Annotated in this window: 14 protein-coding genes, 1 pseudogene and 1 riboswitch; of the genes and pseudogenes, 4 read left to right on the top strand and 11 right to left on the bottom strand. The window is 62.0% G+C overall.

What is annotated here, in order from left to right; all coding sequences use genetic code 11:
* Positions 1 to 22: 22 nt before the first annotated feature.
* The 11 genes and pseudogenes from NKH93_RS03810 to NKH93_RS03760 form a co-directional block, all read right to left on the bottom strand.
* The gene (locus NKH93_RS03810) at positions 23 to 1084 is read right to left on the bottom strand and encodes an ABC transporter substrate-binding protein (protein WP_352635147.1); all 1062 of its coding nucleotides are present in this window, start codon (positions 1082 to 1084) and stop codon (positions 23 to 25) included.
* 39 nt (positions 1085 to 1123) lie between these two features.
* On the bottom strand, positions 1124 to 2110 hold the full coding sequence (locus NKH93_RS03805; protein ID WP_352768533.1) for a PfkB family carbohydrate kinase: 987 nt from the start codon (positions 2108 to 2110) through the stop codon (positions 1124 to 1126).
* A complete protein-coding gene (locus tag NKH93_RS03800) occupies positions 2107 to 3141 on the bottom strand; it encodes an ADP-ribosylglycohydrolase family protein (protein ID WP_352502587.1) in 1035 nt (344 codons plus the stop codon). The genes NKH93_RS03805 and NKH93_RS03800 overlap by 4 nt, the downstream gene beginning before the upstream one ends.
* A gap of 27 nt (positions 3142 to 3168) precedes the next feature.
* The gene (locus NKH93_RS03795) at positions 3169 to 3894 is read right to left on the bottom strand and encodes a GntR family transcriptional regulator (RefSeq protein ID WP_352470533.1); all 726 of its coding nucleotides are present in this window, start codon (positions 3892 to 3894) and stop codon (positions 3169 to 3171) included.
* A gap of 412 nt (positions 3895 to 4306) precedes the next feature.
* A complete protein-coding gene (locus NKH93_RS03790) occupies positions 4307 to 5080 on the bottom strand; it encodes a hydroxymethylpyrimidine/phosphomethylpyrimidine kinase (protein WP_352768908.1) in 774 nt (257 codons plus the stop codon).
* Positions 5071 to 5676, bottom strand: coding sequence for a thiamine phosphate synthase (locus tag NKH93_RS03785; RefSeq protein ID WP_352819794.1), 606 nt, complete (start codon positions 5674 to 5676; stop codon positions 5071 to 5073). The genes NKH93_RS03790 and NKH93_RS03785 overlap by 10 nt, the downstream gene beginning before the upstream one ends.
* Positions 5673 to 6445: pseudogene (locus NKH93_RS03780) on the bottom strand (thiazole synthase). The gene NKH93_RS03785 and the pseudogene NKH93_RS03780 overlap by 4 nt, the downstream one beginning before the upstream one ends.
* A 1-nt stretch (position 6446) precedes the next feature.
* A complete protein-coding gene (gene thiS, locus NKH93_RS03775) occupies positions 6447 to 6644 on the bottom strand; it encodes a sulfur carrier protein ThiS (RefSeq protein WP_023679205.1) in 198 nt (65 codons plus the stop codon).
* Positions 6613 to 7614, bottom strand: a complete 1002-nt coding sequence (gene thiO / locus NKH93_RS03770) for a glycine oxidase ThiO (protein ID WP_352969216.1) — start codon at positions 7612 to 7614, stop codon at positions 6613 to 6615. Before thiO ends, thiS begins: the two co-directional genes overlap by 32 nt.
* A complete protein-coding gene (gene thiC, locus NKH93_RS03765) occupies positions 7611 to 9446 on the bottom strand; it encodes a phosphomethylpyrimidine synthase ThiC (RefSeq protein WP_352819789.1) in 1836 nt (611 codons plus the stop codon). The genes thiO and thiC overlap by 4 nt, the downstream gene beginning before the upstream one ends.
* A 104-nt stretch (positions 9447 to 9550) precedes the next feature.
* Positions 9551 to 9667: riboswitch (TPP riboswitch) on the bottom strand.
* Between the two features lie 181 nt (positions 9668 to 9848).
* Complete coding sequence (locus tag NKH93_RS03760; RefSeq protein WP_352969214.1) at positions 9849 to 11393, bottom strand: Fic family protein; 1545 nt, start codon at positions 11391 to 11393, stop codon at positions 9849 to 9851.
* 1132 nt (positions 11394 to 12525) lie between these two features.
* Between NKH93_RS03760 and NKH93_RS03755 the strand changes: the two genes are divergently transcribed.
* The 4 genes from NKH93_RS03755 (at position 12526) to NKH93_RS03740 (ending at position 16497) form a co-directional block, all read left to right on the top strand.
* Complete coding sequence (locus NKH93_RS03755) at positions 12526 to 12981, top strand: YybH family protein (RefSeq protein WP_352470526.1); 456 nt, start codon at positions 12526 to 12528, stop codon at positions 12979 to 12981.
* 525 nt (positions 12982 to 13506) lie between these two features.
* The gene (locus tag NKH93_RS03750; RefSeq protein ID WP_352969211.1) at positions 13507 to 15504 is read left to right on the top strand and encodes a conjugal transfer protein TraG; all 1998 of its coding nucleotides are present in this window, start codon (positions 13507 to 13509) and stop codon (positions 15502 to 15504) included.
* On the top strand, positions 15488 to 15943 hold the full coding sequence (locus NKH93_RS03745; RefSeq protein WP_352768515.1) for a CopG family transcriptional regulator: 456 nt from the start codon (positions 15488 to 15490) through the stop codon (positions 15941 to 15943). Before NKH93_RS03750 ends, NKH93_RS03745 begins: the two co-directional genes overlap by 17 nt.
* Before the next feature lie 383 nt (positions 15944 to 16326).
* Positions 16327 to 16497, top strand: coding sequence for a hypothetical protein (locus NKH93_RS03740; RefSeq protein ID WP_352969209.1), 171 nt, complete (start codon positions 16327 to 16329; stop codon positions 16495 to 16497).
* Positions 16498 to 16907: the final 410 nt, after the last annotated feature.

Here is a 16907-nt window from a genome sequence, read left to right as displayed (position 1 = left end):
CGGCTGATCCCGGCTTCTGCTGTTACTTCACGTCGACCTTGAGCTGCTGCCAGAGCGACAGATAGGTTTCGCGCTGGGCGTCTGTGATCGGCGCCTGGAACTGAATGCGCTTTGCGACTGCCGGGTCACCCATCACCTTGCGGTTGAACGCATCCCCGGGAAGTGCTTCTACAGCCTTGGTGTTGGCGGATACCGGGGCTCCGACCTTGGTGACCCATTCGACATAGAACTTCGGGTCGATCATGTAGTTGATGAAGGCCTCGGCGCCGGCGACATTCTTGGAACCGACCGGAATGGAGAAGGCGTCGAGCCAGGCGACAGCGCCCTCCTGCGGGATCACGAGCGAGACCGGCAGCTTGAAATGGGTCTTGGCGCGATCGGCCGAGCCGCTCCAATAGGTGCCGATGTCGATCTGGTTAGAGGCAGCCATCTGGTTCCAGTCGTTCTCCGAGCTCCAGAACGTCTTGATCTGCGGCATCAGCGAGGTGAGCTTCGCCTTGACCGCCTCGATATCCTTGATGTCGTTGATGTTCTGGCCGGTGGCAATGGCGCCGAACTGAACCGCCTCGACGGCATCATCACGGATGGTGACGCGGCCCTTGTGAGCGGGATCCCACATTTCGGCGATGCTCGTCGGCGGCTTATCGAAAGATTTCTCATTGATGGCGAGCGCCGTCAGCCCCCAGACCCACGGCACGCCATAGACCTTGCCGTCATGGACGAGCATCGGCGATCCGGCCTTGTCCTTGCTGATGTCGGGAAAGTTCGGCAGCTTGGACGTGTCGATCGGCTGAATCAGCTTTTCCGCCATCGCCTGGTCGTTGAAGGCGGCGTTGATCATGACGACATCGTAAAGGCCGGGATTGGTCCTGAGCTTGGTCAGCATCTCCTGTTCGGAATTGAAAAAATCGTTGACGACCTTGTTGCCGGTCGCCTTCTCGAAGGCTTCGATGGCCCACGGCTCGTCGGCGCCGTAGCCCTTCCAGTTGAGTACGTGCACCTCGTCGGCCTTGGCGGCAAATGCGAGTGCGGAGGTGAAGACGGCGGTCGCCGTCAGCAGGGCAGTCAAGTCGGGCATGCGCATGTTCGTTCCTCTCTGTGTTTGCCCGCTTCCCGGGCTTTGTCAGGCTGTCGGGCGTTTGGCCACTTGCTTCCGGCCATGGAGGCCGATCGGCGGACCGCCGGCATGGCTTAGGAATGTCTGGATCTCGTGGTCGGTCGGCGCTGATGAACCACCGTGGCGGGTGACGGAAATGGCCGCCGCCGCATTGGCGTAGCGCGCTGCTTCAAAAGGCGGCGCGCCGCGCGCCAGCGCGCTGACGAAAGCGCCGATATGGGTGTCGCCGGCGCCATTGGTGTCGATGGCGTCGACCTCGAAGCCGGCACTCGTTTGCGCCGAGCCATCGGCCAGCCGTATGTGGCAGCCTTTCGCTCCGGCGCGAATAACGACGCCGACGGCCTTCGGGGAGTGGTCGCTAAGAAGCCGTGACGCGAGTGTCTCGACGTCGCCCGGACCGGCAATCGCGGCCGCTTCCATCCTGTTGCAGCTCAACCAGGTGGTGCGGGCGAGTATCCGAGGCAGGATAGGGCGGGGAATGTCGACGACGACAGGTGTCGGGTCGAGGACAAGCGGTGTGTCGGCCGGAAGTGCCTCGATCCAGTCGACAAGCGCGTCTCGGCTTCCCGGATAGCTAAGCGTATAGCCGGAGGTGAACACCCAATCCCCCGGCGCGACCGAGACGGGCGCCATCATGTCAAGGCTGAGCAAGCTCTCCGCACCAGGCCACGAGACGAAGGTGCGCTCGGCATCGCTGCTGATCATGGCGACGCAATTGCCGCTGTCCATGACGGGCGATGGCGTCGTCAGTGTCTCGATCCCCTCACTGGCTAAGGCCGTGCGCAGGAAGTCGCCATTGGGTCCGCTGCCGAGCTGGCCGCCGAACACCACCTTCATGCCGGTGCGGCTGGCCGCGACCATCATGTTGAAGCCGCCGCCGGCGACTTGCGTGTAGCTCGACGCCGTCTTCTCCGTACCCGGCGCCGGCAAGGCGTCGATGCGGTAGACATAGTCGACCACCGCGCTGCCGACATGGACGAGACGCCCACTCATGCCGCCGCATCCTTGCCGGGACCCGTCCTGTCGGCACGGCGCTTGGATATACGGGCCGCAACAAGGTCGGCGGTGAGCGCGCCAACCGCCGCAATGTCGATGCCCTTGAGGTCTGCAATGCGGTTCTGAGGCAGTCGGGAAAAGCCGGTGCAGGCGCCGGCCATGCCGGTCGCGATGGCGCCGATCGTATCGGTGTCGCCACCGAGATTGGCGCTGATGACCGCCGCTTGCCAGGGATCACCGCCGGCGACTTCCAGCACGGCGAATGCAGCCGGAACGGACTCCTGACTGGCGACGCCGGTGCCGACCAGATCGGTGATCAGCCGGATCGCGTCCTTCGTCGCCTTGCCGCGCACAAGCTCCTGCGCCCACCCAATGCGCGCGGCAATGTCACCGCCGGTCACCCAATGGCCGAGCGTTGCTCCGCACCTCGCCGCGGCGATGGCGCTGTCGGAAGCGGCGCGCCAGTCGCCGCCGGCGACGCCGCGGCTGACGGCCGCCGCAACGGCGGCTGCGGCCGCAATGGCAACCGAGGTGTTGTGCGTGGCCCGGCAGGTCTCGGCAACTTTGGCGACCAGCGCGTCCAGCGGCTCTGGCGGCATCATGATGCCGACCGGCGCAATGCGCATGGCCGCACCATTTGTGTCGCCGCTGCGCCCCGCTTCCTCGGCCGGCACGCCATTGTTGATGGCGTCGATGGCGCGTTTGGTCGATGGTCCCAGCAGATCGTAGCTGCCGCGCGCTTTGACGTCGCGCTCCCAGTCGAGCAGCGCGTTGACCCACCGCGCATGATCGAAGCGGTTACCGGATTCGACCAGGATACGGCCAAGCAGAAGCGCCTGTTCGGTGTCGTCGGTGATCGTTCCAGCGGGAAGCCCCTTCGACACCGGATGGTCGGCGAAAGGAGCAATGAAGCCCTCTACATGGGCGTAGAGTTCGGCAATCCGGGCCGGCGACAAAAGCTGCGTCGGCATGCCCAGCGCATCCCCCAGTGCCCCGCCGACAAGCGCCCCCATGGCCCGATCAGTCATATTCCCGGTGTTGTCGTCCGGCATCACTCAGAACCTCATATGCAGCGCAAAATGCGCCGGGTTGAGCAGGCTGGTCACATATTCGATCGGCCGGTCATCGGCGGCGCGGGTCAACCGGCGACCGCGAAGGAACGGCGTGCCTTGCGGGCAACCGAGGATTGCAGAGTCCTCGGCGTTGAGCATTTCGATGCCGACCCATTCCTCGCCATGGTCGGGAATGAGGCCCGCGCCGCGCAGCGTCTGGTGCAGCGAGCCTTCGCGCAGGCCGCGCAACGGCACGTCCTCCAGTTCCGGCGACAATGGCAGGCGGCTGCGCTCGATGGAGATGGCGTGGCCGTCGCTGGCATTGGTGCGCACCCGGTCGACAGCGATGAAAAACGGGTTTTCTATACCAAGCAGTGCGGCAAGACCGGGGTCCTCGATCACCTCGAGCCGCAGCGTCCGCGTCTCGGCGTTGGCGCCGGCGTTGGCGAGCGCCCGCGACCAACCGATGGAGTCATCAACGGGCTTGCCATCGAAGGTGACGAAAGAGCCGATGCCGACTTTGGTCGTGATCAGCCCGCGGTTGGACAGTTCCTCGAGGCCTTTGCGGACGGTGTTGCGGCTGACGGAGAAACGCTGGACGAGCTTGTTCTCGCTTTGCAGCCGGTCGCCGAAGCCGAGAACACCGGAGCGGATTTCATGTTCGAGAACGGTGGCGATCTGTTCGGGCTTGCCCGTGCCGGGAGACAGTTGAACCAAGCGCCGCTTCATATGGGTACCTGTTCAGTGATCCTGTATAATCCTGTTCATATCACGGCAGGCTTGTCAACGAGTGCCGCATGGAGCAGTTCGTGATCCCGAGTCCGGTTCAACAGGACGGCATAAGGAGCGTCAGCCTAGCGCCGCCGCAGCCGAGACGCGGGATCGACCGCTCCCGTCGAGGGGCATCGTTTAGCAGGAGCTCGCGACCAAGGTGAATTCCAGGATCGCAGTCGGATGGGGGGAAAGGATGCCACACAACGCACTAGATACGGCGCACGACGGCCGCCTCGCCATCGTTGATCTCGCGGTCGCCGCCTGGCGAGGCCGTCAAACTACTCCTGTCGAGTGAGGTGAATTACGAGGGTAAATTACCAGCCCGGACCCGCGAGAGGCAAGCGTGTCTTTCGAGAGTTGGAAAATCTTACAAATTTCGTCGGTCTGCTGCATTCTTCTTAAACATGGCCAAGACAAGCCGCTTGCCTTCGCGCACACTGTCTTCGAGCGGCTTCGCCTTCGCCAGATGCGCCGCAATCGCGCTAGCCAGCATGCAACCCGTCCCGCGCATTGATGCGACAAGACGAGGTGCGTCGAAGCGGATTGGTTCTTGATCGGAACGCAACAGAATATCGGTTGATCGAGGTCCTGATGCGTGGCCCCCTTTGATCAGCAGGCCCGGCACGCCGGCTGCCAGCAATTTCCGTCCCAGTCTCACCGCGTCGCTCTCGTCGGCTGGCGGTTCCGCACCAACAAGGAGCGCCAGCTCCAGGAGATTGGGGGTCACAAGGCAGCAAAGCGGCATCAGGTCGCGCCTCATGGCAGCGATGGCACCTGCTTCCAGAAGCCCCCGGCCGGAGCTCGAGGCCAGCACCGGATCGAGCACTGCCGGCACCTGCGGATTTTCGCGCAGCACGCCGGCAATGGCAACGACGATCTCAGCCGTTGCGAGCATGCCGATCTTAATTGCCGCCACCTTGTTGGCCTGTAGCGCGGCGCACATCTGATCGGCCACAAGATCGGGCTGCGAAGGATGGATTTCCATTACGGCTTCGTGCGTCTGCACCGTCAGCGCTGTGACAGCCAGGCAGGTGCGCACGCCAATGGAAGAGATCGTCTCGATATCACGTGCAATTCCAGCCCCACCGCTGGGGTCTGATCCGCCGACCACGAGCACATGCGGTTCTCGCCTCAGCGCCATGGCTTTGTCTTTTCGATCCATTCTCGCGTGCGCGCTTCGGGATCGGCATTCAACGTGATGTCGGTGACCACCGCCGCGCTGTCCGCACCAGCCTCGAAGACACCGTCGAGCCGGTCGGGGTTGAGGCCGCCGATGGAGACCAATGGGATCGGCGCCACTCGATGCTTCCACTCGCTGATCCGCTCGAGCCCTTGCGGCGCCCATTTCATCTGCTTCAGGATGGTGGGATAGATGGGGCCGAGCGCGATATAGTCGGGCTCGGCAGCGATGGCCGTTTCCAGTTCGAGATGATCGTGCGTGCTGAGCCCGAGCTTCAATCCGGCGTACTTAATCGCCAGCAGGTCGGCCGCAGCCAAATCCTCTTGGCCGAGATGGACGAAGTCGCAGCCTTCCTCAATGGCGAGCCGCCAATAATCGTTGACGATCAGTTGGCAACCATGGACCGCGCAGACGCCGTTCGCGCGGCGGATTTCTGTCCGCAGCGTGGCCTCGTCCCTATCCTTGATGCGCAACTGAACCAGCTTGACGCCAAGTGGCACCAGCCGTTCGATCCAGGCGGCGCTGTCGACGATCAGGTAGAAGGGATCGAACTTCATGAGAAAACCGCCCTGCCGAATGTTGGTGTCGACGGCACCGCGACGTCGCGGGGTTCGAGCATCCCCGAGCTGAAAGCTTCTCGACCGGCGTCGACCGCCTTGCCGAACGCACGCGCCATGCCGACCGGATCGGCCGCCTTGGCGACCGCTGTGTTCAGGAGCACGGCATCAAAGCCGAACTCCATGACTGTTGCCGCGTGCGATGGCCGTCCGAGACCAGCATCACGATCAGCGGGACATCAGGGAAATGTCCGCGCATCGAGCGCAGCGCCATGATGTTGACCGGCCCGAGGGCGGAACCGATCGGTGCGCACCAGGGCATCAAGACCTTGCAGCCCGCCGCAAGCAGCCGCTCGGCGACGACAAGGTCGTCGGTAGTATACGGGAACACCGCAAAACCGTCCTCGCACAGGATGCGGGCGGCTTCGAGCAGACCGAACACGTCCGGCTGCAGCGTGTCGTGATTGCCGATCACTTCGAGCTTGATCCAGGGCGTGCCGAAGACTTCGCGCGCCATTTGTGCGGTCGTGACCGCTTCCTTGACGGAGTGGCAGCCAGCAGTGTTGGGCAGGATTCTGACCCCAAGCGACCGGATCAACGACCAGAATTTTTCGCCAGCCCTGCCGCCTGCCATTTCACGGCGCAACGAGACGGTCACCACCGAGGTGCCCGATGCCCTGACTGCATCGGCAAGGATGGCCGGCGAAGGATATTGAGCGGTGCCGAGAAGCAGGCGGGAGGGAAGCGTCGTCCCGAGAAGATCGAACATGCTAGCCTCCCTGCATGGGCGAGAGGATTTCGATCCGGTCGCCGTCGTTCAATTGGAATTCCGCCCGGCTGGCTTTGTGCACGAGGTCGTTGTTGACGGCGGTCGCAAGCCAATCGCCCTCATAGTCAAGCGCGGCAAGCAGCTCGGCCAGCGTGGTGGCGGCAACCTCATGCACTTTGCCGTTGACCATCAGTTTCATGAGCAAGCTCCACGGGTTTGTCGTGATTGAAGACAATTTCGCCCGCCAGGCGCGCCATGGCGGGGGCGAGAAGAAAGCCATGGCGATAGAGCCCGTTGATCGCGACGGTGTCTCCGCTCATTTCGACGCGCGGCAGATTGTCGGGAAAGGCTGGACGGACGCCGACACCGGTTTCAACGATCTCGGCCTCGCCAAAGGCAGGATGGAAAGCATAGGCGGTACCCAGAAGCTCCATCATGGAGCGCGCCGTGACCGGTCTGGCGGACCGGCTTTCAATCATCGTCGCACCGATCATGAACTGGGCGTCGGCACGCGGTACCGCATAGAGCGGAAAGCGCGGATGCAGCAACCGGACCGGGCGCGACAGCGAGAAGTCTGGCGTGTTTAGGATCAGCATTTCGCCGCGAACGCCGCGAAGCCTGTCATCGGCGGCTGCCATTCCCGTGCAATCGATCTGACGATCGAAATCGGAAACATGCCGGGCGTCGGTGCCGAAGTGGAATTTGACACCCATGGCTGCGAGCTTGTCATGAAGTGCTGCCATCGCCTGGCGCGGATCGAGATGGCCCTCATCGGGAAAGAGCAACCCGCGGCGAAAGCGGCCGGCTAAGTCGGGCTCCAGGAGCGCAATTTCGTCTTCGTCGACACGCCGATGGCCCGACGTGCGGCTGGCGAGGCGGTCGAGCTCGCCGGCATCACGCGGGGCGGCCACGACAAGTGTTCCGCCCCGTGTCACCTGACCCGGCAGCACCGCATCCCACCAGTCGGCAGCGTCACGTCCAAGGTCCAGCACCGGCTGCTCGGCGCTTTCACGCTCGCACCATGGCGCCAGCATGCCGCCGGCGAACCACGACGCATTGCCTCCAAGGCCATGCCGGATCTCGGCGACCGTGACCGTCGCGCCGCGGGCGGCGAGTTCGAAGGCGGCGGTGAGGCCGGCGACGCCGGCCCCCTTTATCAGCACCTTCATGACGGGTTACCTGGCTGAGGCGTGAGCGGTGCGACGGTCTCGTCCGCTGGCACGTAGAGATCGCCGCCCTCGCGGTATTTCGCCGCCATCGCCGCCATGCCCTCTTTCTGTGCCTCGGCGCGGATGTCGTGAGAGATACGCATCGAGCAGAATTTCGGTCCGCACATCGAGCAGAAATGTGCCAGCTTGTGCGCCTCCTTGGGCAAGGTCTGGTCGTGGAAGGACCGTGCGGTTTCGGGGTCGAGCGACAGGTTGAACTGGTCCTCCCAGCGGAACTCGAAGCGCGCGCGGGAAAGGGCGTCATCCCTGACTTTCGCCGCCGGGTGGCCCTTCGCCAGGTCGGCCGCGTGCGCTGCGATCTTGTAGGTGATCACGCCGGTCTTGACGTCATCGCGGTCGGGAAGGCCGAGATGCTCCTTGGGCGTGACGTAGCAGAGCATGGCCGTTCCGAACCAGCCGATCATCGCCGCGCCGATGCCGGAAGTGATGTGGTCGTAGCCCGGCGCGATGTCGGTCGTCAGCGGTCCAAGCGTATAGAACGGCGCCTCGCCACAGACGGCGAGCTGCTTGTCCATGTTCGCCTTGATCTTGTGCATCGGCACGTGGCCGGGCCCCTCGATCATCACCTGGCAATCTTTCGCCCAGGCGATCTGCGTCAGCTCGCCGAGCGTTTCCAGCTCGGCGAATTGCGCCGCGTCGTTGGCATCGGCGATCGAGCCGGGACGAAGGCCGTCGCCGAGCGAGAAGGAGACGTCATAAGCGCGGCAGATGTCGCAGATCTCCGCAAAGTGCTCGTAGAGGAAGCTTTCCCGGTGATGGTGCAGGCACCATTTTGCCATGATCGAGCCACCGCGCGAGACGATACCCGTGACCCGGTCAACGGTCAGCGGGATGTAATGCAGCCGCACGCCGGCGTGGATGGTGAAATAGTCAACGCCTTGCTCGGCCTGCTCGATCAACGTGTCGCGGTAGACCTCCCAGGTCAGGTCCTCGGCGATGCCACCAACCTTTTCGAGCGCCTGGTAGAGCGGCACCGTGCCGATCGGCACCGGCGAGTTGCGCACGATCCATTCGCGGATGTTGTGGATGTTGCGGCCGGTCGACAGGTCCATCACCGTATCGGCGCCCCAGCGGATCGCCCACACCATCTTTTCGACCTCTTCAGCCATCGACGATGTGACGGCGGAGTTACCGATATTGGCGTTGATCTTGACCAGGAAATTGCGGCCGATGATCATCGGTTCGCTCTCGGGATGATTGATGTTGGCGGGAATGATCGCGCGTCCGCGCGCCACCTCGTGGCGGACGAATTCAGGCGTGACGAAGTCGGGGATCGCCGCGCCAAAGGCCTCGCCGTCGCGCTCAAGCTTGCCGTGCAGGATCTCGCGACCAAGGTTCTCGCGGATGGCGACGAACTCCATTTCGGGCGTGATGATGCCAGCGCGCGCATAGGCAAGCTGTGTCACCGCCTTGCCGGTCTGGGCCCGGAGTGGCCGGTTGCGGACTGGAAATTCCGGTGTTAGGCGCTCGCCTGCCGCAAACCCATTGTCTTCTGGCCGGACGTGGCGGCCGTCATAGGCTTCGACATCGCCGCGCGCGGTGACCCATTCATGGCGAAGCCGTGCAAGGCCGTTTTCGATGCTGGTTTCGACAGTCGGGTCGGTATAGGGGCCGGACGGATCGTAAGCGGTCACCGGCGGCTCGCCTGCCGTCGGATGGACGGAGATTTCGCGCATCGGCACCCTGAGCTGCGGGTGGATGGTACCGGATTTGTGGATTTTGCGTGAGGCAGGCAGCGGTCCCGTCGAGACGGCGGGGGTGAGGGCATTCATCTTGAGGCTCCTTTGCTCGTTGCATTGGAGACCCAGTTCTGTGCCGGAAGGATGAAAAGACGCTTCTGTCGACCTGCCGAAACAGGACCTCGGGCGTAAACTCCCGCAAAGCGCTTGCACCGTCCCTACGCCAGTATGAACTGGATCAGGTTCAACGGGTCACTGCGCCGCGAAAGCCAGCAGTATCTCAGCCCCTTGCCGGGACTCCCCTGGTGAATGCGTGAGGTTGGACGGGACCGCTCCGGTTTGTCAAGCGCGTTCTGGCCGCGGCTGATCGGCGGCCGGTCAGACCGTGCGGAAAAAATCGTGCATGTCTCGGCGACAAGTCAAGCGTCGGAGATGAAGGCAGGGACAAGGGAATCGCAAACCGTCGGACTAAAATCGATCCTGATGATCACACCTTCAATGGGCACCAAAGGTTTGCGCGTAGATCGCCTCGATTCTTCCTGCCTCGTCACTGGTCAGCGCGGCGAATTCCTTCTCGCGCGCGCGGTTCGATAGATGGCCATCATTCTGGTGAAGAAAACGGAAGAGCAGATCGGTCAACCGCTCGGGCATGTCGATAAAGGCGTCCACCTGCTGCCGGAACTGATCGTAGCGCTGCAGAAATGCGGTTTCCTCGGGAAGGTCCCGTTCGATCGTCCGCTGAACGCAAGCATAGAGGAATTCGGCGTGCGGGGTTGCATCGAAGAACCGGTAGAAATCACCGGTGTCATTCAGCACCCGGACGTTGAATTGCGGCGTCGGTTCCCATTCCACCAACGGCAGAAGGCGCTGCGAATAGCTCTCGAGCACGCCCCTGTACTCGTTGATCTGGTCCAGGATCGCGGCCGAGACGGGAAAGACCACTCCCGGCGGATTGAAGCCGCGCATGGCAAGGACGTGGTGGATTAGGTAGCGGTGAATGCGGCCGTTTCCGTCCTCGAACGGGTGAATATAGACAAAGCCGAAGGCGAGGATTGCGGCGGCTACGACTGCATCAAGCTTTTGCGCGGGGCCCTGATCGAACGCCGCCATTCCATCGATTAGCCGCGGCAGGTCCTCGGGCCGAGCGCTGATGTGATCGGGCAAGGGCGTACCGTTGTCTCGATCATGCTCACCGACGAAACCTCCTTCTTTTCGGAAGCCAAGTCTTACGAAACGAGCGTCACCAAGTACAATTCTTTGCAGACGCAGCAGCTCATCGCGATCGATCGGCCAGCGGCCGGCTTCGCCGATGGTGCGGCCCCAGCGCTGGATGCGATCTTGCGGCGGGTGCTCGCCCTCGATCGCATAGCTTGATCGCGAGTCTTTGAGCAAAAGAAAGGCGGCGGTCCGAGCAAGGAGGTCGCGCGGCACGTCCGCTACGATTGCCTCCGCGCGCCGCGGTAGTTCAAGGCCGATGAATTTTTCGAGAATCTTGGTGCGGAACACCAGAGGGCAGAACTCACGCGTGCCGGGGAGATTGTCCCTTACGCGATAGCGCGAAGCGGTCTTGTCGGGTCCGGGCCACTGCAGCTCGGGATCGACAACCGGAATGTATCGTCCGGCCTCCGCGTCCGGCAGATCGATACGCGCGTCCCTCAGCCATTCATATAAAAACCAGATGCGGCGGGCATAACTGCCGGTCGGGCTTTCACGGACCAGCGCCTCGATCGGCGCGGGACCGGTCACTTGGAACAGCCGCTTGAGGACGGCAAGGTCCAGTCCCTCGTACTTGAGCGCAAAGGTCAGGTGGCCTTCGAGGGTAGGATTTGGGGCATGGCGGGGGGTCATGATCCGCCAGCCATCCCGTTCGGTAATGCGATGATGCTCGCCAGTGGCGAACAACCTACGGGGCAAGGGCGCGGCGAGCCTGTAGGCTCCGATCAGGGCGCTGTACCCGGCCGGGGTCGCCGTTTCAGGAAGGCGGATTTCCTGAAAAACGGTAACAGGACCTGAAAATTGGTGCTGTTGCACCGCAGGCATGAAACGCGAATCCTTCCATTGAATTTTGGTTTAGTCGGCAAAACCTATGAAAAATGATCCTATCCCATGAAAATTGATGCCACAAGACAAATTTTCCGAAAACCGATTCTAAAACAGTGCTGAGGTCGATCAAGCAAGAACTCTGCCACCGGCTCAAGGAAGCGACTTCAGACCAAAAAGGTGAGTCCAGGAACCGCCATTCGCCCGTCTTAGTCACGAGGCCGGCACGGATGGCCCGCCTTACGTCGAGCCGGATTGCTCGAGCGCGCCGTTCGGGGCTCACTCATAGAGCGCTCCGGTGCGCGATCCCGATTTGATAGCCGCGATCACGCTCGCGACTGATCTTGGTGACGTGGCGGCGTCGGAGTAGAAAAGTGATGCAGGATCTCGGTGGCGTCGTGTGTGTGTGACCTGAAGTGAGTTCTCTGCGGTATGGGGGGCGGCACGCAGCGCGCGTCTTCTCGGCAAACAGATCGACGAAGCGGCACCGAAGGGAAGTTCCTGGCATTCATTCTCGCCATCGCTGCCCCAATTTGCCGATCGGACTGCCGATCGATCTCGCCCAATACTTTGCGCGCGCAAGGGCCGAAGCTGAACTGGGCGGCACCTGCTCATTCGGGAGCTGACTCATGCTTGGTGCCCGAGAGAGCTGTGCCTGATCGAATGCGTGAAATCGTAGCTCGGAGTGGAGAGGCTGACGCGGTCATCTGTCACCCGCCTTCGGGCTGTAACGGAAAGCGCGACATCGTCTCCAATGCTCGTTCCCCACGTCGAGGGGCCCAGCGGCTTGGCTACGGGGGGGACTGTCAGCTAGTGGCCGCTGGGCCTTGACGACCAGCGACCGTAAGAGGAGGCCCTGTGCTGGCTGACGAAAACTTGCGAGCAAAGCCACGGAAAAGCATCATTCGAACGAACTCTTTCGTCGAGACGAGGAGGGCAGTGAGGCGGTAGCCGCCGCTTTGAAGTTCTCCGGCAGCTGCTACGCTGGTCATTCCGAGGGTCGCAGTTGCGCTTGCGCCGTCATATCAGATAAGTCTAATAAAATACGCGCCTGGCCATCGAACGCGCCGCGGCGCCCTTGGGTCGGCGCTATTCATCGGGTGGGCATGTCGGGCACGCAAGGGAGGACGAAATGAGACTGGTTCAGTCATTTGCATTTGCTGCTGTGCTGCTTCTTTCGTCTGCATTGTCTGCGGCCGCCCACTCGGCTCGTGAGGACATCGAAGCGGCGTTGGTAAAATTCATGGACGCCTTCAACAGCGGAAACGCAGCAGCGGTAGGTCAAATGTATACCGACGATGCCGCCCTGCTGCCACCCGACGGCAAACGCGTCGATGACCGCAAGGGCGTGGAAGAATTCTGGCAGGGCGCAATCAAGGCCGGGATGAAGAATCTCACCCTGAAGGCGCTGGAAGTGGAAGAGAGCGGGAATCTCGCCTACGAAGTTGGCGCATTTACGCTCGGTGTGCCGAGCAAAGGCGGTGCCCCTTCCACCGTTGCGGGCAAGTACATTGTCGTTTGGAAAAAAGGGGACGACGGGACGTGGCGCCTGCATCGGGACATCTGGAACTTTGGTGCGGCCCAATAGATTCCGCGACCCGTGAGGCCGGCGCGCGCAACAGTTCCAACGAAAGTCCATGGCAATAGTTGATGTGACTGAATTGATTAACAAAATTGAACAGACTTGATGGGTCTGCTCATCGAGTCGGCTCTGGATCTATCGCGCTACCGATCAGGGAGGCGGTAAGATTCGAGCTCAGCAGAACGGCAATTCCGGCTGACCACCACTTGCCGGGACTAGAGCGTTCTCCGGCTCGGCGCGCCGCTGAGGGCTCTTGTTCATTTGGTCGTGGGCAATCCGCGGTTCTCCAAGAACCCGTCCATCTCGTCAAATGCCATCTGAGCCGAGACAACTAATTATCATTGGGCAAAGTAGCGGCTCAACGGCTCCAGAAGAAAGCAGCCCCCCGATGCTCGTTCAACATTCGAGCCCGCATCGGGCAAGTCTTTCCACGTCCGGGTACGCCATGCTGCTTCGACCGCCCCTTTCTTCTTGCGGATTTAGGAATTCGAGCTTTTCGGTTGTTCCGATCATCCATTTGGGAAACGATCGATGCCGGCAAGCAAGGTTTTATGGGGCCAGATACTCACCGCCTTTCTGATCGTCGTCGCGACGACATGGGGAGCAACACAGTGGACGGCAGGGCGGCTCGGCTTTCAAAGCCAACTCGGTCCGCCGTGGTTCGAATTGGCTGGACAGCCCGTTTATCCGCCGCCAGCCTTTTTCTGGTGGTGGTTTTTCTACGACGCCTACGCGCCGAAGGTCTTCCTGGAGGGCGCGGCGATTGCGGCGAGCGGAAGCCTCATGGCTATCGTCGCAGCGATCGGGATGTCGCTGTGGCGGGGGCGCGAGGCAAAGGACACCACGACTTACGGCTCGGCGCGCTGGGCGACGCGAGACGAAATCAAGGCCGCTGGGATGATCGGTCAGGATGGGGTGATCCTGGGTATGTTGGGCCGACACTATCTGCGCCACGACGGTCCGGAACACGTCCTATGTTTCGCACCGACCCGAAGCGGCAAAGGCGTCGGCCTGGTCGTGCCGTCACTACTGACCTGGCCGGGTTCGGCAATCGTCCACGACATCAAAGGCGAAAACTGGGAACTGACGGCCGGATGGCGGGCCCGTTTCGGCCAGGTGCTTCTGTTCGACCCGACCAATGCTGGATCAGCAGCCTACAATCCTCTGCTGGAGGTGCGACGGGGCGAGTGGGAAGTTCGAGATGTGCAGAACGTGGCGGATGTCCTGGTCGACCCAGAAGGCACATTGGAACGCCGCAACCACTGGGAGAAGACCAGCCATGCGTTGCTGGTCGGCGCAATACTGCACGTGCTCTATGCGGAGAAAGACAAGACCCTCGCAAGCGTGGCGAACTTCCTTTCCGATCCAGAGCGGCCAATCGAGGCAACGCTGCGCGCCATGATGCTGACGCGGCATTTGGGTGATGCAGGCCCGCATCCCGTCGTTGCGTCGGCTGCTCGGGAACTGCTTAACAAGTCCGAGAACGAGCGTTCCGGCGTGCTCTCGACGGCCATGAGTTTTCTGGGCCTCTACCGCGATCCAGTTGTGGCCAAGGTGACGTCATGCTGTGACTGGCGGATCGCAGACCTTGTCGAGGAGGCACGGCCGACGACGCTTTATCTGGTCGTGCCGCCATCGGACATCAGTCGCACAAAGCCGCTGATGCGACTCGTGCTTAACCAGATCGGCCGCAGGCTCGCCGAAGATCTTCACGCGAAGGATCACCGGCAGCGTCTTTTGATGCTGCTGGACGAGTTTCCCGCGCTCGGCAGGCTCGATTTCTTCGAAAGCGCGCTGGCCTTCATGGCCGGGTATGGCATCAAGTCGTTCCTGATTGCACAATCGCTCAATCAGATCGAGAAGGCCTACGGACCGAACAATTCCATCCTCGACAATTGTCATGTGCGGGTGAGCTTCGCCACGAATGACGAAAGGACGGCCAAGCGCGTCTCAGACTCTCTGGGGACCGCGACCGAGTTGCGCGCCATGAAGAACTATGCGGGGCACAGATTGTCGCCCTGGCTCGGGCATCTGATGGTGTCGCGGCAGGAAACGGCGCGTGCACTGATGACGCCGGGCGAGATCATGCAACTGCCGCCGACCGAGGCGATCATTATGATCTCGGGCCAGTTCCCAATCCGTGCGAAGAAGGCACGCTACTTTGCCGACCCGCGTCTTGCCGAGCGTGTCTTGCCGCCACCAAGGACCGGAGGGACAACGCAGAACGCTCGCCCTGACGACTGGACCGACACGACACTTCTTGCTGGGCCGGAAGGCAAATCTCGCAAGCTGAGGCTTGCCAGGGATCAGCAGGACGAGGATCCGGCCAACGGCGGCATTCGCCGCCAGCCTGAGCTTCCCGAACACGAAGACATCGCGCCGGAACGAACGCCACGCTGCGACGATGAGTTCGACCTCGACAAGGACGAGCCCGATGATGACGCCGTTCGTCGCCGCAGTGTCGATCAAGCCATGAGACGCGCAGCTCGTCAGGCCGCCCTTGACCCCAATGATGGCATTGAGCTTTGAGCGCATGAAGAACGCCAAGAAAAGACGTCTGTCTGCCTATCTCGACCCTGACGTAATGAGGGCACTGGCAGATTACGCCGGGCGGCGCGAGGTCTCGCTGTCACTGGTCGCGGAGGCTGCGCTAGCGTCGTTCCTGTCGCCGGACGCCGAAGAACGAAAGCAAGCGGCGATCACTCGACGCCTCGACCAGATCGATCGACGTGTGCAGCGTGTTGAACGCGATATCGGAATATCCATTGAGACACTCGCATTGTTCGTCCGCTTTTGGCTCAACTCGACTCCAGCCTTGCCGGAATCGGCGCAAGCGGAGGCACGCGCCAAGGGCTTGCAGCGCTACGACAATTTCGTCGATGCGCTCGGTCGCCGGCTCAGCAAAGGACCAAGGCTCAGGCAGGAGATAGCCGACGATGTCCCGCCAGCGCCGCCAGCAACTGGATGAGCTTGCGGCAAGACCGGCGCTTCAACAGCCCAACCCCGGTGCCCGATTGCAGAGCTATTTTGCGCAGCTGATGGCCATCAGATCACCTTTCATCGGAGCGGCGGGCCTGGGCATTCGTCTCCACAGTCGATCTCGGCCAGTGTGCGTTGCAGAATCGGAGTTCTTTCGACCGCGCATGCTTGGTTGAATTCGAGCCTTGCCGCCGGAGGAACAGGTTCTTGCCCGTGCCGTAACCAAAGGTTGCAGATGATAATCACTTTGAACAGCCCGGTGGGACGGCATCGCTCGAACCGGACATCGGACCCTTCCTTAGGCGCAATAACTTTGAAACAAATCCTGCCGGCAAGCGTTCCAGCATAGCGGGCGGGTTGCCGGAGGACCCAATGCCCGACGATGACATCGTCATTCCCCAAGACCACGACGCTTCGCCACTTCGGGAGGACGAGTATTATGTCGTCTGCCCGGCGTGCGGCCAGGCGTTCGATATCAGGTGTATGGCAGAGGCGCTTCATCACAACGAGCTGGGCCACGAGCCCTACGACCTCGACTCATAGTCGGCAATTGCCGACGGTCGTCGACGAACGTCGACCCTGATCGAGACCAACACCGAGGTAAGTTGTCGCTCATCTGGCCGGCGTTGCCGTCCGGTCGGCCTACAACGAATCCCCGTCGCCAGGGCGGAGCTTCGCCGGCACGCTATGTCGTGACAGACACCTTGCGGGCTTTCAGCGACGACTTGATCGCCGTTGCGGGCGTTGTCGATGCGGTCGTGGCCGTCACTGACCGCCATGGCCGTCACTGACCGGGTTGTTAACCCAGGGGGCGCTTACTCCACCGCAATACGTCGCCCAGTTCCCTCGCGACGCTCCGAAGCAGACCTATGCCGGCATCGGAGCCGGGACGAACATGTGATCTCCATAATGCGTACGAACCGGAGCCTGTCGCGATTGAAATTGCTGATCGG

The organism is Mesorhizobium sp. M0954 (assembly GCF_040319155.1).
GTDB lineage: Bacteria > Pseudomonadota > Alphaproteobacteria > Rhizobiales > Rhizobiaceae > Mesorhizobium.
Note: the sequence above shows the minus strand (reverse complement) of the source record. Positions and strands in the feature narration are given on the sequence as shown.

Coding starts and splice junctions, on each gene's coding strand:
- NKH93_RS03810 (WP_352635147.1), bottom strand. CDS start 1,084: ATGCGCATGCCCGACTTGACTGCCCTGCTGACGGCGACCGCCGTCTTC.
- NKH93_RS03805 (WP_352768533.1), bottom strand. CDS start 2,110: ATGAGTGGGCGTCTCGTCCATGTCGGCAGCGCGGTGGTCGACTATGTC.
- NKH93_RS03800 (WP_352502587.1), bottom strand. CDS start 3,141: ATGACTGATCGGGCCATGGGGGCGCTTGTCGGCGGGGCACTGGGGGAT.
- NKH93_RS03795 (WP_352470533.1), bottom strand. CDS start 3,894: ATGAAGCGGCGCTTGGTTCAACTGTCTCCCGGCACGGGCAAGCCCGAA.
- NKH93_RS03790 (WP_352768908.1), bottom strand. CDS start 5,080: ATGGCGCTGAGGCGAGAACCGCATGTGCTCGTGGTCGGCGGATCAGAC.
- NKH93_RS03785 (WP_352819794.1), bottom strand. CDS start 5,676: ATGAAGTTCGATCCCTTCTACCTGATCGTCGACAGCGCCGCCTGGATC.
- thiS (WP_023679205.1), bottom strand. CDS start 6,644: ATGAAACTGATGGTCAACGGCAAAGTGCATGAGGTTGCCGCCACCACG.
- thiO (WP_352969216.1), bottom strand. CDS start 7,614: ATGAAGGTGCTGATAAAGGGGGCCGGCGTCGCCGGCCTCACCGCCGCC.
- thiC (WP_352819789.1), bottom strand. CDS start 9,446: ATGAATGCCCTCACCCCCGCCGTCTCGACGGGACCGCTGCCTGCCTCA.
- NKH93_RS03760 (WP_352969214.1), bottom strand. CDS start 11,393: ATGCCTGCGGTGCAACAGCACCAATTTTCAGGTCCTGTTACCGTTTTT.
- NKH93_RS03755 (WP_352470526.1), top strand. CDS start 12,526: ATGAGACTGGTTCAGTCATTTGCATTTGCTGCTGTGCTGCTTCTTTCG.
- NKH93_RS03750 (WP_352969211.1), top strand. CDS start 13,507: ATGCCGGCAAGCAAGGTTTTATGGGGCCAGATACTCACCGCCTTTCTG.
- NKH93_RS03745 (WP_352768515.1), top strand. CDS start 15,488: ATGGCATTGAGCTTTGAGCGCATGAAGAACGCCAAGAAAAGACGTCTG.
- NKH93_RS03740 (WP_352969209.1), top strand. CDS start 16,327: ATGCCCGACGATGACATCGTCATTCCCCAAGACCACGACGCTTCGCCA.